Raw genomic sequence first — 12,597 nt, forward strand, 5'->3', positions numbered from 1 at the left:
TGGTTTCTGACGGGCGATGTTGCGGGTGGGTTTGACGGGGTTGGATCGCGTACCGCCAGGGTCTGTGAGGGCTCTGGCGCTTGAGGGGGATTACCAGCTGCCGTAGGGGATTCCGTGCTGGTCTACGTAGGCGCGGTTTTCAGGTTCGAGCGGGATGTACTTGCCCTTGCTTGCGCCAAGGTATGGGCCGAGCGGCTCGACCTTAGCTTGGTAACGGCCGACTTCCTTGAAATCCAAACAAGATCCCCCTACCCACACTTTGACGATTCCGCCGGGTGCCATGCTTAGCGTGATCGTCTCTCGATAGTCTTCCTTCCACTCGGCTGCCCATCGACAAAACGCTCGCTCTGGCCGAATCATCTCTTCGCGTACCCACTGGGGTATTTGTATTTTGATCTTGTAAGCCTGAGGCTCTACCAGTGACTGCCAACGCAGGAAAATCTGGTCGGGTAGATCGACGTTATTTATAGGTTTTCCTCCCGACACCCCTTGGTGCCAGCCCTCGACTTTCCCTGTATAACTCGCGACGCCGCCGTGCACCCTGAAGAAAGCGAGTCCACGCGTATCCAGAACATCGACGGTTTCCACCCAGACTTCCATGTGCTTGGGTGCAGCGAAACCTATGTACCAGGCCGGATACGGCAGCTTGGGGGCTGGTGGTAATCTTGGCCCACTCGCGCAGGCGCTGAGATTGATCAAGAAACCAACCGCAAATATCAGATGCCTCATTCGGGGTAACCTTCTTGCGGACGGTTGAGATGCACATTCCTACGATTGAGTGGTGCCGGTTTGCTGAATAGGAAGGGACCCTCAGGGGTCCAGTGCGCGGACAGGTGGATGTAACGCGCTCGGAGTAATTCCTGTTGCGCAGGTTCAAGTCGTACAAGCCGGTCTGTCATTACCTGCTGCAAGATTCGCTTGGAGATTGGCACGAGTTCATCTGGTAACTCGAAGCGTTTATCCGTATCGGTTATGACGTCGAATGGAACGCCGTGACGTATCCCAAGCTTATGCATGACCCGTAGTGCAATTAGGCTCAGTTCGCCATGCACGGGGCGTTCGAGCAGCAGGGTTATCCAGTAGTCCTCCATGACCGACGCAGCTTTGTCGCGAGGGTTAGTTGCTGAAGGCCAGGCTTTCACCGCAACGTATCCATCGCGGGCCACGCCTGATTCGCGCAATGCTTTGGCGTCCGCCTCTGCACGGGCCCAGGCAGCATCAGATTCAACCCTTTGACCGGTCGGAACGCTGGCTATGCAGGGTTTTGTAATCCACAATTTTTCTTGCGCGCGTGGCAGATAGCCCCCGCCGACATCTGAGTGGGCGCCGCACTGGGTTCTGGGATAGTCATTTGTGCGGTGGCGTGATGGTTGCGAATCCGCAGCAGCATTACCAACTGCCATAGGGAATGCCGTGCTGGTCTATCCAGGCTTGCGCCGCTGGATTGGGTGCTCGGTAAAACAACCCTTTTCCGTCCTGGTTGGGTCCGAGGGACTCGACTTTGGCTTGGTAGCGGCCAACTTCTTTGAAGCCCAGGCATGGCCCACCGACCCACACTTTGACGATACCTCCCGGAGCCATTCCCAACGTAATCGCGAAACGGTAGTCGTTCATCCATTCTTTTGAACTGCGGCAATACACGCGCTGTGGCGTCACCATCTCATCGCGTACCCACTGCGGTATCCGGATGCTGATTTTGTAAGCCTGAGGCTCCACTAGTGACTGCCAGCGCAGAAGAAGTTGGTCTGGTAAGTCAACGTTGTTGATGGGTTTTCCGCCAGATGTGCCCTTGTGCCAGCCCTCGGGCTTTCGCGTGTAACCGGCGACTCCGGCGTGTACGTTAAAAAAAACGTATCCCCGCTGATCGAGCACATCGACGCTTTCAACCCATACTTCCATGTGTTTGGGCGCGGCGAAGCCGATATACCACGCCGGATATGGCAGCTTGACAGGTGGTGGTACTGAGCCTCCCGTGGCACAGGCACTCAAGCTGAGTAGGAATCCGACTGCAAAACCCAGGCACCTCATTCCGGATAACCTTCTTGCGGACTATTGAGGTGCACGTTCCTGCGATTCATCGGTGCCGGCTTGCTAAGCAAGAAGGGGCCTCGTGGGGTCCAGTGCGCGGATAGGTGGATGTACCTCGCTCGTAATAGCGCCTCTTCCGCAGGTTCAAGCCGTACCAGCCGGTCTGTCATTACCCGCTGCAAGATTCGCTTGGCGATAGGCAGGAGCTCATCCGGTAACTTGAAGCGTTTATCCGTCTCGGTGATAACGTCGAATGGCACCCCATGACGCACACCCATCTCACGCATGACACGCAATGCAATCAGGCTAAGTTCGCCATGCACCGGGCGCTCAAGGATTACGGTTATCCAGTAGTCCTGCATCGCTTGATTGGCTTTGCCGCGAGGATTAGTTGCTGCAGGCCAGGCTTTCACCGCAACGTAGCCATCGCGGGCCACGCCTGATTCGCGGAATACCTTGGCGTCCGTCTCGGCGCGGACCCAGGCGGCATTGGATTCAACCCTTTGACCGTCCGGAACGCTCGCCTTGCAAGGCTGCGTCATCCACAACTTTTCTCGCGCGCGTGGCAGGTAGCCCCCGCCGACATCGGAGTGGGCGCCCGGCAGTCCGATCTGGAGGTGCGTGTGGTGCACGTTATTTAGAGAAAAGTCGGCTCTATACTCGTCGAGCGCCTGAAGCTGAATGACCTGCCGCGCGCAGTCGGGTGGCAGATAGAGATTGACGCCACGATTAACGTCGTCGCCAGGACTGAAGTCCCCGTGCGCAGGATCTGAGATGGCTGCAACGGTATCGAACAGCCCGATCAAGTTGATGGATACGTCCGTCGATGCGTCGAAGCTTTGTTGCAGACCTAGACTTCTGGCGGTGAGGAGTTCTCTAAATACGCCGCACTGGGGTTTGAGAAACTCATTTGCGCAGTGACGCGCGGCCGCTGCACCACGACTGAAGCCGAAGAAATCGATCTCGATCTTTTTAATCGAAATGCCGGGGTTGGTTTGTACAAAAAAGAGTAGCTGTGTTTTAACTAAGGCTGGCGCCTGCTTGACCCGCGCTACTACCCCCGTCTCACCCTGGCCAAGACCCTGCCCAATGACCGTTGCATCCTTACCACCGCTGCGAGTACCGATACCTTCTACGTACGCTTTGATGTAGGCGGTTTTGGCTTCAGCCGAAATACCATCCACCGCGTTGTCCGGATACAGCTGATACAAATACGCCACATTACTCGGCGCATTCCCATAACTGTTATTCGGCGCGCTGTTAAACGCACTACCGTCAAACTCTCCAAACCCGTACTGCTTGCACGTCGCCGCAATGCTTTCAAGCTCTTTGCTGCTAAAGCTCTCAAGATCCTGCCGTCGGCACTGTGCGGTCGCCGCAGCATTGCTCTGGTTATTTCCCGTCCCGTCAAAGAACAACCCGATTCGCAAGGTGATGCCTTCGGTGATTTCCTCTTCCTCTTCTTCCTCTTCTTCCTCCTCAGGTTCAGGTGTGGGGCGCGGCTTCAGCCATTCTTCGGGTTGCGGAAAGTCGATCGCCACGCGTCCGGGCAGCATCGTGTGGATGGGCATGGTTCTGCCGTCCTTGTCGGTCACGCCGTTGAACACTTCGCCAGCCTGCGTGGTGATCCGGTAACGGACGAAACGGGCGGCGGCCTGTTGCGCATCGACCAGGGTGTACCCTGCCCCATAGCCATAAGGTATTGGCGTCACCGGGGTGGTCAGCGTGGTGGCACCGCCCTTTAGCACGTAAACGGCACGGTGATAGATGTTCCCCGGCGCGCCCAGCTCGATCTCGCCATCTTTGATGCGGATGAAGGCGCCGCCGCAATTCAGGAGGAGCTCTTCCGGGGCGCTGATTTCGATCCGGCCAGCCAGGCTTTCGATCTTGATGTCATTGTTAGCCAGTGAGTGCAACGCGCCGGTTTGCGCGTGAAGCTGAACGTCGCCCTGAACCGCTTTGAGTTGCAGCCCCTTGGTCACAGCACACAGGCTGATCGCACCTTCGGCGGTGCCGGTGATGTTGCGTCCGGCGCTCAGGTCGGTTGAGCGTGACGAGGTGATGGCGACACTTTCGCGACCGGAGGACAGGCAGATTGCTTCAGGGGTGACCACTCCAATGCCGGCCGGTGCGTGCAGCAGAAGCCCGGGTTCGGTGAGGTGAGTCAGCGCGTCGTTTAGTTGCGAATGGCTGCGGGTGTCTGCGGCGATAGCGCCCGCACTTCGCGCGGCCTGGGCCATGGTGCGGGCCAAGGAAAGCGCGGTTTCAAGCTGGTCGATCGCAGCGTCCATGTCGAGCTGCTGACCGTGAGCTTTGGTCTGTTCATCCGCACTGATAAACAGCCCGCGCCCCGCCCGAATCGCGCCCCAGCCATCCGTGCGCAACTCAAACCCTTCGCCGCGCTTATCCTTATCGTTGTCGACCAGATGCCCAAGGTTGAGCTGGCTCTTGCCGCTCTGCTCGGTGCTGAGTTTGATGTGTTCCTTGCCGCGATCGTCTTCCATGCGCAGCTTGTTGTTGGCGGGCGTGCGCAGGACGTTGCGTTTGTAATCGCTGCGCAGCAGGGTCACATGGTCAGGATGTCTACTGTCATGCAGGGCATGGGCGATGTAGGGCCGGTCCGGGTCGCCTTGCTCGAAGGCAATCGCCACCTCGGTCCCGCAGATCAGCGGCAGGTGCAGTCCGTGGGTATCCCCGGCATAGGGGCGGGCGAGGCGCAACCACAGGCTTTCCTCACCCAGTTTCCAGCTGTCGCGGTCGAACAGAAAGCTGACCTTGTAGCGGCCTTCGCTGTCGATGTGGCTATAGGGATCATTGGCCAGCGAGCTGGTGACACAGGCCGGAACGGTGCCGGCTATCGCAGGCTTTGCCAGCAAAGGCGGTCGAAAACACACGCTTTCGGAATACGGAATCGCCTCAAAACTCAGTTCAAAGCTTCGATCCCGCGCTGCACGCAATTGCAATCGCGTGATCACAGCACCCGGCTCAAACGCCTGAGGCGCACCACCGGAAATCGCCAGCACCTGCGCCAATCCCAACGAGGCGCTGCTGCTAATCCCGGTCAGCCGAGTCTGGTTATTGAGATACCGCTCATGCCGCAACCGTCCATAGAAAAACCCGCTTTCACTCTCTAAATCTTCATCCTGATCAACCTTGTCGCCGAGCACCTTGTACGGCTCCGCATAGAGATACGCCTCGCCATAGGTCGTGGTGTCACCTCGCGTCTGATCGACATCCGCATCCAGCCATGCGTTCGCATCCCGATGGTGATAGGCCCGAAAGTGAACGCTCTGCTCCACCACCTCATGACTGACCTGCAGCCCCCAAACCCCATCCTGGCCGCTGCTGCCCAATCCCGACTGCGGCCGAAACGGCAAGCTCACACGCGGCCGAACGTAATGCCGCTGATCATCGTGAAACTCGACGACCGCGATCCCCAATCGCTCGTCGTTGCTAAAGCGATACCAAATCCCCACCTCAGCCAGCAGCCGCGAAATAAACGCCAGATCGCTCTCGCCGTACTGCATCACCTGCTCACGCTTCGGATACTCCCGCACCAGCGAAAACAGAAAATCCTGCCCCTCAAAATCATGCCGTGTGCGCAGAATGCTCTCGACAATCTGCGGCACGGACTGGTGCTGATAAATCCGAAACTGCCGCCCACGGGCCAGCAACGCCAGGCGCGGTTCAAGCGTCACTTCATAACGCGCTTCATCGGCGGAACCGGAAAGCCGCTTGAACCCGGTAATCACCCCATGCAGCGTCCGCAGCGCCTCAACCTTAGGCCCCGGCAAGCCACGAATCGCCACCGGCAACGTATGCGCCGCAGCATGCAGACTGAACTGGGCATCCTGCCCCAGCACCCGTTCAGCCCCGATGTCCTGTTCAACCGAGGTAAATTCCACCCGGTAACGAAACGGCTGACTCAGCTGTTCCTCACCCTCGAAGGCAAGAACATCGAGCGCAATGGGCAGATTATGGACAACCAGTTTATGGCGACTGTGATCAAAGAGAGGCGGCAATACCGTGAGCATGAATGAGCGTCCCTGGCAGGAGAATGCGCCCCCGACCGTTCCATAAAGAACCGATCAACTCATCCATGACAGGGGCTGAAGCGGGCGAAGATGAGGCATTCCTCACCGTCATTCCATAGGCAAAACACGATCCGGACGCGTCCTAATGAAGAACAAGAATCCCCCTACACAGCCCCCCAAATCGAGACCCCCGCCCGACGAGTGCTAGACTCCCGCACCGTCCATTGCCCGACCGATTTCATGTTTCCTCTCTCATCACCGCTGCCTCCCGCACCGCTGCAACCGCTCAATTTTGACTGGCTCCAGGCAGCGGGCGTGGAGGCGGCGATCCTGCGGCTGGACCTCGTCGATCCGCTGATCAGCGGCAACAAATGGTTCAAGCTCAAGCACCATCTGGCGGCGGCTGAGCGAGCCGGTGCACGGGGTGTTATCAGCCTGGGCGGCGCGCATTCCAATCACCTGCATGCGCTGGCGGCGGCGGGCAAGCGCTTTGGTTTTGCCACGGTCGGGCTGGTGCGGGGGCATGCGGTCGAGACGCCGACGGTGCTGGATCTGCAGGCGTTCGGCATGGAGTTGCACTGGCTGGGTTACGCCGGGTATCGCGCGCGCCATGACGCGGATTTCTGGGTGCCGTGGCGCGAGCGTTATCCGCATCTGTTTCCGGTGCCCGAGGGCGGAGGCGGGCTAGACGGCGCGTTGGGCTGCGCTGAAATCGTCGAACAGGCGCGCAGCCAGCTCGGCGATTTGGGGTGGGAGGATTACGATTACTGGTGGCTGGCGTGTGGCACCGGCACCACATTGGCGGGATTGGTACTGGCGGAGGCGGGCCAGCATGAGGTGATTGGCGCGATGGCGGTGCCCGAAGCTCATGGGGTTGAGGGCAATGTGGAGGGGATTGTTGAAGCTTTCGCGAGCAAGCTCGCTCCCACAGGGACTGTGGCGCCCTTGGGCAGAATGAGTCCGCGACCGACAGGCTCGGACGTGGGGATAGACCGCAAAAAGCCCCAGGGTTACCGCTTGCTCGACGCCAGTCGTGGCGGCTTTGCGAAGACCGATCCCGCGTTGCTGGATTTCATTGCGCGGCACGAAGCCGAAGCCGGTATCCCCCTCGAACCGCTGTACACCGGCAAGGCATTGCTGGCGCTGCACGAAGAAGTGATCTCGGGCCGGATCGCCAAGGGCACGCGGCTGATTTTCCTGCACACCGGCGGACTGCAGGGCAAGCGAACCTTCGATGCTGCGCACGCACATCCCTGACGCCGGAGCGCGCATCCGGGCACTGGCACGAATCCTGCGGCCCACACCCCCGACAGGTCGGTCCTGAGTACGTCGGCGGCATTTCTGGAGTCGGGCGGGCAGGGCGCTGTGCCGATAATCGGATCTTTCCCACGCGCGCCGAGGTTTCCATGACCACTCCCGTCCTTGAGCAGGTCGATCCTGCCACCCTGAGAAAAGTCATCGTGGCGGCCGCCATCGGCAATTTTGTCGAATGGTTCGACTTCGCGGTGTACGGCTTTCTGGCCACGACCATTGCCCAGCAGTTCTTCCCCAGCGGCGACGCCAGCGCCGCGCTCTTGAAAACCTTCGCGGTGTTCGCCGTGGCTTTCGCGTTTCGTCCCTTGGGCGGCGTGTTCTTCGGCATGCTGGGCGACCGCATCGGCCGCAAGCGCACGCTGGCGTTCACCATTCTGTTGATGGCCGGGGCGACGACGATCATCGGTCTGCTGCCGACCTACGCGGCAATCGGCGTCATGGCGCCCGTCTTGCTTACCCTCATCCGCTGCGCCCAGGGCTTCTCCGCCGGGGGCGAGTACGCAGGGGCGTGCGCTTACTTGATGGAGCACGCGCCGCGCACGCAACGGGCGTGGTACGGCAGTTTCGTGCCGGTGTCGACCTTTTCGGCCTTCGCGGCGGCGGCGATCATTGCCTACGCGCTGGAAGCCTCTTTGAGCACCGAAGCCATGGGCAGTTGGGGCTGGAGGCTGCCGTTTCTGATCGCAGCGCCCTTGGGTCTGGTCGGGCTGTACCTGCGCTGGAAACTGGACGAAACCCCGGCCTTTCAAGCGGTCAAGCAGGAACACGCGGTCGCCCATTCGCCGCTCAAGGAAACCCTGCGCAACCATGGCGCGGCGATCTGCTGCCTCGGCGCGTTCGTGTCGCTGACGGCGCTGTCGTTCTACATGTTCACCACCTATTTCGCGACGTACTTGCAGGTGGCGGGTGGGCTGAGTCGTGCGACCGCGCTGCTGGTGTCGTTAATTGCGTTGCTGTTCGCGGCGGCGATCTGCCCGGTGGCCGGGGCGTTTTCCGACAAGGTCGGGCGACGCAAGACGGTGCTCAGCACCTGTGTACTGCTGATCGTGGTGGTGTATCCGTCGTTTTTGATGGCCAGTTTCGGTTCTTTTGTGGCCTCGATCGTCGGTGTGATGTTGCTGGCGATCGGCGCCGTCCTGTGCGGCGTGGTGACGGCGGCTTTGTTGTCGGAGACCTTTCCCACGCGTACCCGTTACACCGCTTCGGCGATCACCTACAACATGGCGTACACAATCTTCGGCGGAACGGCGCCGCTGATGGCGACCTGGCTGATCGGCGCGACGGGCAGCAACCTGGCGCCGGCGTTTTACCTGATCGTCATCGCGCTGCTGGCGCTGGCGGGTGGACTGGCATTGCCGGAGACGTCCAAAGTGTCGCTGCATGAGGTGGACGGTTCGTTGACGGCGCGCGGGAGATTGCAGACGGCGGTTTGACTGGAGGCTCCACCTTGCTTGCTAAGGAGGCGGTGTGCCTGCTGGATGTTGGGCGGATTGCAGGCCGTCTTCGTGAGCAAGCTCACTCCCACAGGGTTTGCGTTTGATTGACAGGAGAGTGGTGTCAAAAAGCTTCAAGTGTCCTGACACTACGTCACCCATCAGACAAATCAGCAACAAAATATGGCAGCGGCGCCCCAAAAAATGGCACATTGGCGGCCCCTTGTGCCGCTGACATGTTCTGTAACGAGTCCCACGGCGCATCAACGTTCGATGGATGAACCCGATGGCCGTTACCAGCCCTGCAACCGTGCCCGCGACCGATACCCAACCCGTTCCCGCCCCGCAATCTACGCAATCAAGCCCCTTGGTCATGCGCATCATTGGTGCGGTGGCCCTGGCGCATCTGCTCAATGACTTGATCCAGTCGATTCTGCCCTCGATCTACCCGATGCTGAAGGCCTCGTACGGCCTGAGCTTTACCCAGGTCGGCTTGATCACGCTGACGTTTCAGGTCACGGCGTCCCTGCTGCAGCCCTGGGTCGGTTATTACACCGATCGCCATCCCAATCCGTTGGTGCTGCCGGTCGGTTCGTTGTGCATTTTGGGCGGCGTCATGATGCTCGCGACCGTGGGCAGTTTTCCGCTGATCCTGCTCGCCGCGGGCCTGATCGGCATCGGCTCGTCGACATTCCACCCCGAAGCCTCGCGCATTGCCCGGCTGGCCTCTGGCGGGCGCTTTGGTCTGGCGCAATCGACCTTTCAGGTGGGCGGCAACAGCGGTTCCGCCATCGGGCCGCTGCTGGCGGCGGCGATCATCATTCCGTTCGGTCAGGGCCACATCGCCTGGTTCGGGCTGGTGGCGCTGTTTTCCGTAGGGCTGCTGTACGCCATCAGCCGCTGGTACAAGGCGCACCTGGCGCTGTTCAAGATCAAGGCCGGGCAAGCAGCGACCCACGGGCTGTCGAAACGTCGGGTGACCAGCGCGCTGGTGGTGCTGGCGCTGCTGGTGTTCTCCAAATATTTCTACATGGCCAGCTTCACCAGCTACTTCACGTTTTACCTCATCGACAAATTCCAGCTGTCCGTGGCCAGCTCTCAGCTGCATTTGTTCATGTTTCTGGCGGCGGTGGCGGCGGGCACATTCTTCGGCGGGCCGATCGGTGATCGCATCGGGCGCAAGGCGGTGATCTGGTTCTCGATTCTGGGCGTGGCGCCGTTCACCATCGCGCTGCCTTACGCTGACTTGTTTTGGACCAGCGTGCTCAGCGTGATCATCGGTTTCATTCTGGCCTCGGCGTTCTCCGCCATCGTCGTCTACGCCCAGGAACTGGTGCCGGGCAACGTCGGCATGATCGCTGGCATCTTTTTCGGCCTGATGTTCGGCTTCGGCGGCATCGGCGCCGCTTTATTGGGTCACCTCGCGGATCTTCACGGCATCGTCTATGTCTACACGCTGTGTTCCTACCTGCCGCTGTTCGGCATCCTCGCCATCCTGCTTCCGAGAACTTCAAAAAGATGTTGATAGCCGTCGCGATTTTTCTGGTCACCATCACCCTGGTGATCTGGCAACCCAAGGGCCTTGGTGTCGGCTGGAGTGCAACGTTTGGCGCCGTGCTCGCGCTGCTTTTCGGGGTGGTGCACCTGAGTGACATCCCTCAGGTCTGGCACATTATCTGGAACGCAACCGGGACGTTCATTGCGCTGATCATCATCAGCCTGCTGCTCGACGAGGCCGGTTTTTTCAACTGGGCCGCGCTGCACGTGGCGCGTTGGGGCAACGGCAAGGGCCGGCGGCTGTTCGCGTTTATCGTGCTGCTCGGCGCGTTGGTGTCGGCGTTGTTCGCCAATGACGGCGCCGCGCTGATCCTCACCCCCATCGTCATGTCGATGCTGCTGGCCCTGCGTTTTTCGCCGGCGACCACCCTGGCTTTCGTGATGGCGGCAGGGTTCATCGCCGACACCGCGAGCCTGCCGCTGGTGGTCTCCAACCTGGTCAACATCGTCTCTGCCGACTATTTCGGCATCGGCTTCAACCGCTATGCGTCGGTGATGGTGCCGGTCAATCTGGTTAGCGTTGCCGCCACCCTGGCGGTGCTGATGCTGTTCTTTCGCCGCGACATCCCGAAGACCTTCGACGCCTCGCAACTGGCCGAGCCGTCTTCGGCGATCAAGGACCGCGCGACCTTCATGACCGGTTGGTGGGTGTTGGGGATCTTGCTGGTGGGCTGCTTCGCCCTGGAGCCGCTGGGAATTCCCATCAGTGCGATCTCCGCTGTGTGCGCCGTGATCCTGTTGGGCATTGCCGCCAAAGGCCACCGCATTTCCACGCGCAAGGTGCTGAAAGACGCGCCGTGGCAGATCGTGATTTTCTCCCTGGGCATGTACTTGGTGGTGTATGGCCTGCGCAATCAGGGCCTGACCGACTACCTCGCGACCTGGCTGGATCGTTTCGCCGAACATGGTTTGTGGGGCGCGGCCATGGGCACGGGCGTGCTGACGGCGCTGCTGTCGTCGGTGATGAACAACCTTCCGACGGTGCTGATCGGCCTGTTGTCCATCGAGGCCAGTCAGGCCCACGGTTTGCTGCAGGAAGCGATGATCTACGCCAACGTGATCGGCAGCGACCTGGGCCCTAAAATCACCCCGATCGGCAGCCTCGCGACGTTGTTGTGGCTGCATGTGCTGGCGAAGAAGGGCGTGACCATCGGCTGGGGCTATTACTTCCGCGTCGGCATCGTGCTGACCGTGCCGGTGCTGTTGGTCACCCTCGCGGCGCTGGTGCTGCGACTGAGCCTGTAACGCGGCGCGTGTCTGGCACGTTCGGCCACAGGTCCGACACCAGAAACAGCCGCTCGGCCTCTTGCCAGTGGCCGTCGGCATGGCGGGTCAGGCGCACCAGCAGTTGCGCCGGCCCGAGCGGGTCCAGGGCCTCCAGCCAGTCCTTAAACTGGCGAGGGGTCCATGGCGCGTCACAGCGCGAAGGCGCCAGCCAGGCAGGCCGCGGCAGCCATTGCCAGCGGCCCTCCATAGCGTGTTCTGCGTAGCCCGGCCAGTCCTTTTGATGCAGCCACTGTCCCCGCAGATGCTCAGGGTGTGCCCCTTGTGGCGACGCGCTCGCACCGGGCCATGGATAAAACAGATAACCCCCCAGCCAGAGCGAAGCGCTGAAGGTGTCCACGCCCCGCGCAGCAAGAACGGCGCTGCTCTCGGGGCGCGCTGACATGGGCAGTTGATGCTGATTCAGGTGCGCGAGCTTCAAATCCAGCCGGTCGAGGGCGCCGGGGCCGAGCCAGTGGGCCGGGTTTTCGCCGTCCTGATCCTGCTGCCCCAAGTACAGCTTGATCGCCAATTCAATATGGTGAACGCCACCCTTATCCCGCAGCAGCAGGTCCAGCTCGCCCAGCGTGCGGCCTTCGCCCTGAATCGGCAGGTTCGCCGCGAGCAGCTCGACGCCGGGCGCGTGCTGGATTGCGAATTGCCAGAGCCGCTCGTAATACAGCCCCAGCCGCCGCGTCGAGCTTCTCGCCAGCCAGTCGCTGAGTGCGCTGTCGTCCTGGTCCAGCTGCGTTAAAAAAGCTTCAAGCGCTTCGGGCTGCTGCACCCAGTCGCTGCCGCTGAGGGGGTGTTGCTGGGGCCACTGGGTTTCCGTCAGCAGGGGCGGCGACAGGATTACCCACGCCAGATCACGTACGGTGTGCGTATGCAGCTGACGGGGCAGGGCGGTCAGGGTCGGGAAAGGGTTATTCATCGAGGCAGAATAGCGGGTGATGGGCGGTTGTAGCCAC

At 60.7% G+C, this 12,597-nt stretch carries 9 protein-coding genes and 1 pseudogene; 4 read left to right on the forward strand and 6 right to left on the reverse strand.

All coding sequences use genetic code 11. From position 1 onward, the window contains the following. Positions 1–90: 90 nt before the first annotated feature. The 5 genes and pseudogenes from SLW74_RS09655 to SLW74_RS09675 form a co-directional block, all read right to left on the reverse strand. Entirely contained in the window at positions 91–729 is a 639-nt protein-coding gene (locus SLW74_RS09655; RefSeq protein ID WP_410928721.1) for a DUF2931 family protein, read from the reverse strand. After that, positions 726–1,403 (reverse strand): hypothetical protein, encoded by a 678-nt coding sequence (locus SLW74_RS09660; protein WP_410928722.1) that lies wholly within the window; start codon positions 1,401–1,403, stop codon positions 726–728. Before SLW74_RS09660 ends, SLW74_RS09655 begins: the two co-directional genes overlap by 4 nt. Then, positions 1,390–1,899, reverse strand: a complete 510-nt coding sequence (locus SLW74_RS09665) for a DUF2931 family protein (protein ID WP_410928723.1) — start codon at positions 1,897–1,899, stop codon at positions 1,390–1,392. The genes SLW74_RS09660 and SLW74_RS09665 overlap by 14 nt, the downstream gene beginning before the upstream one ends. A gap of 125 nt (positions 1,900–2,024) precedes the next feature. After that, positions 2,025–3,599 (reverse strand): T6SS phospholipase effector Tle1-like catalytic domain-containing protein, encoded by a 1,575-nt coding sequence (locus SLW74_RS09670; protein WP_410928816.1) that lies wholly within the window; start codon positions 3,597–3,599, stop codon positions 2,025–2,027. A 210-nt stretch (positions 3,600–3,809) separates the two neighbouring features. After that, positions 3,810–6,062 (reverse strand): annotated as a pseudogene (locus SLW74_RS09675) (type VI secretion system Vgr family protein); the annotation flags it as partial. A gap of 240 nt (positions 6,063–6,302) precedes the next feature. Between SLW74_RS09675 and SLW74_RS09680 the strand changes: the two are divergent. From SLW74_RS09680 to SLW74_RS09695, 4 genes are all read left to right on the forward strand, one after another. Next, complete coding sequence (locus SLW74_RS09680; protein WP_410928724.1) at positions 6,303–7,319, forward strand: 1-aminocyclopropane-1-carboxylate deaminase/D-cysteine desulfhydrase; 1,017 nt, start codon at positions 6,303–6,305, stop codon at positions 7,317–7,319. Positions 7,320–7,468: 149 nt separating this feature from the next. Then, positions 7,469–8,809 (forward strand): MFS transporter, encoded by a 1,341-nt coding sequence (locus tag SLW74_RS09685; RefSeq protein WP_410928725.1) that lies wholly within the window; start codon positions 7,469–7,471, stop codon positions 8,807–8,809. A 286-nt stretch (positions 8,810–9,095) separates the two neighbouring features. Further along, positions 9,096–10,334 (forward strand): MFS transporter, encoded by a 1,239-nt coding sequence (locus tag SLW74_RS09690; protein ID WP_410928726.1) that lies wholly within the window; start codon positions 9,096–9,098, stop codon positions 10,332–10,334. Further along, complete coding sequence (locus SLW74_RS09695) at positions 10,328–11,611, forward strand: arsenic transporter (RefSeq protein ID WP_296308705.1); 1,284 nt, start codon at positions 10,328–10,330, stop codon at positions 11,609–11,611. The genes SLW74_RS09690 and SLW74_RS09695 overlap by 7 nt, the downstream gene beginning before the upstream one ends. Here the strand turns inward: SLW74_RS09695 and SLW74_RS09700 are convergent. Then, positions 11,574–12,560 (reverse strand): DUF1853 family protein, encoded by a 987-nt coding sequence (locus SLW74_RS09700; RefSeq protein WP_410928727.1) that lies wholly within the window; start codon positions 12,558–12,560, stop codon positions 11,574–11,576. The two genes, SLW74_RS09695 and SLW74_RS09700, sit on opposite strands and share 38 nt — an antisense overlap. Positions 12,561–12,597: the final 37 nt, after the last annotated feature.

The sequence above is a fragment of the Pseudomonas sp. W5-36 genome (assembly GCF_046540455.1).
GTDB classification, from domain to species: Bacteria; Pseudomonadota; Gammaproteobacteria; order Pseudomonadales; family Pseudomonadaceae; genus Aquipseudomonas; species Aquipseudomonas graminis_B.

What these genes read in the sequence shown, in the direction of transcription:
- SLW74_RS09655 (WP_410928721.1), bottom strand. Translation starts at nt 729, where the DNA reads ATGAGGCATCTGATATTTGCGGTTGGTTTCTTGATCAATCTCAGCGCC.
- SLW74_RS09660 (WP_410928722.1), bottom strand. Translation starts at nt 1,403, where the DNA reads ATGGCAGTTGGTAATGCTGCTGCGGATTCGCAACCATCACGCCACCGC.
- SLW74_RS09665 (WP_410928723.1), bottom strand. Translation starts at nt 1,899, where the DNA reads ATGGAAGTATGGGTTGAAAGCGTCGATGTGCTCGATCAGCGGGGATAC.
- SLW74_RS09670 (WP_410928816.1), bottom strand. Translation starts at nt 3,599, where the DNA reads ATGCCCATCCACACGATGCTGCCCGGACGCGTGGCGATCGACTTTCCG.
- SLW74_RS09680 (WP_410928724.1), top strand. Translation starts at nt 6,303, where the DNA reads ATGTTTCCTCTCTCATCACCGCTGCCTCCCGCACCGCTGCAACCGCTC.
- SLW74_RS09685 (WP_410928725.1), top strand. Translation starts at nt 7,469, where the DNA reads ATGACCACTCCCGTCCTTGAGCAGGTCGATCCTGCCACCCTGAGAAAA.
- SLW74_RS09690 (WP_410928726.1), top strand. Translation starts at nt 9,096, where the DNA reads ATGGCCGTTACCAGCCCTGCAACCGTGCCCGCGACCGATACCCAACCC.
- SLW74_RS09695 (WP_296308705.1), top strand. Translation starts at nt 10,328, where the DNA reads ATGTTGATAGCCGTCGCGATTTTTCTGGTCACCATCACCCTGGTGATC.
- SLW74_RS09700 (WP_410928727.1), bottom strand. Translation starts at nt 12,560, where the DNA reads ATGAATAACCCTTTCCCGACCCTGACCGCCCTGCCCCGTCAGCTGCAT.